This window comes from Arthrobacter livingstonensis, from assembly GCF_003219815.1.
Taxonomy (GTDB): domain Bacteria; phylum Actinomycetota; class Actinomycetes; order Actinomycetales; family Micrococcaceae; genus Specibacter; species Specibacter livingstonensis.
Window position 1 is genome coordinate 1 of record NZ_QJVD01000095.1, and the last position, 1,546, is coordinate 1,546.

The window sequence follows — 1,546 nt, forward strand, 5'->3', positions numbered from 1 at the left end:
ATCCGCGCAGCACACGGACTCGAAGCCCTCGGCGCCGCCGTCATGGCCCTAATGTTCGCCACCATGACAACATGAACGGACGCGCTCTTCCCGCGACGGTGGGACTCGTGGCCTGCTCATAGCAGGCCTCCACCTTAGGACTGATCGCCCACTAGAAATTGATCCGCTCAAGTCTGGAAAACCATAGTGAAAGTTTCAGAGAGGAAGCCATCATGGCCATCGTCCACAGCATCCGGTCAGTCCCTTCCGGCCACACCCCCCTAGCTGCCGAAGAATCCAATTGCAGGGTAGCGCCTGCCGCACATCCCGTGGAAGGCATGTACGTCGAGCGCGTGGAGTCTTAAAGCGTTGTGGAAACAGCCGCTCCGAATCGGGAACTTGAACGCTTCCTATCCAGCCTCTATTCCGGATAATAGCGCCACATGAACGCTGGCAATTGATGCGACCAGAAGCAGGAAGGTCGCCGTCATGAAACCCGAGCACTAATCCTGAACCACCAGCCGACCCGTATTTGTCTCTAAATGAGCGATTTCACAGGCCACAGGCCCAACATTTATGTCCGAGTGCCGAGAAGGAAAGACGCCGCATCCATGACACACTTCGATGATCCCAGCATCATTATCTCTGGAGTCAACACCGCTGAGATAAGTCGACCTTGGCGACCCGTGATCGGGCAAACGTTTGACGCTGTCCTATTCGATATGGACGGCACTCTCATTGACTCGACCCCCGCGGTGCGTCGGTCCTGGCTCGCGTGGGCTGCCGAACGTGGACTCGATCCATCGTTCCTCGACGGCTACCATGGCCTGCCGGCCCGGGATATTGTGGCTTCCCTGGTTCCAACCGAAGAGTTCGACACATCTTTTGAACGCATTCAACAAATTGAGATCGCCGAAGTCGGCGACATAACTGTCCTTCCGGGAGCCGCCGAAGCGCTCATGGCCATCGGTGAATACCGCAAAGCCATCGTCACCTCGTGTACGCGGCCCCTTGCCGCGGCACGAATCATGGCTTCCGGGCTGGTGCCACCCCGGGTGATAGTCACCTTCGACGACGTCGTGCGCGGCAAGCCGGACCCCGAACCCTTCGCGCTCGGCGCCCAGTGGCTGGGCTTCGAACCTGGCCGCTGCCTCGTCGTCGAGGATGCACCGGCTGGCCTGCGCTCCGCGCATGATGCTGGGTGCACGACCTTGGCGGTGGCCGGTACACACGGAGCGGAGGATCTGAGTGCTGATCTGGTGATTGCCAGCCTGTTTGAACTCGATTTCTCGGCAACGGCCAACGGCATCCACATCGGGCGGCGGTCATCTCCACGCAATACGCCACTCGTCAAAGACCAACCCCATGGTTGAACCAGGGTCGGCAGCAGAGTCAACAAGGTTGTCGGCCGCTATCGAAGTCGTGCGCCGGCGTCGGATAGTCCACTTTTTAACAGGCCATCCCAAGGACATGGACAAATCATGACTGGTCGTGGTGCGCGCCTTGCCCGCGGCTGGACCGCAGCGGTCTTTGCCACCTCGGCGGCTGCGCTCTCCCACGTCCTGGG

Annotated in this window: 1 protein-coding gene; it reads left to right on the plus strand. The window is 59.8% G+C overall.

What is annotated here, in order from left to right; all coding sequences use genetic code 11:
- The first annotated feature begins 590 nt into the window (after positions 1–590).
- On the plus strand, positions 591–1,352 hold the full coding sequence (locus tag CVV68_RS22895) for an HAD family hydrolase (RefSeq protein WP_110503276.1): 762 nt from the start codon (positions 591–593) through the stop codon (positions 1,350–1,352).
- Positions 1,353–1,546: the final 194 nt, after the last annotated feature.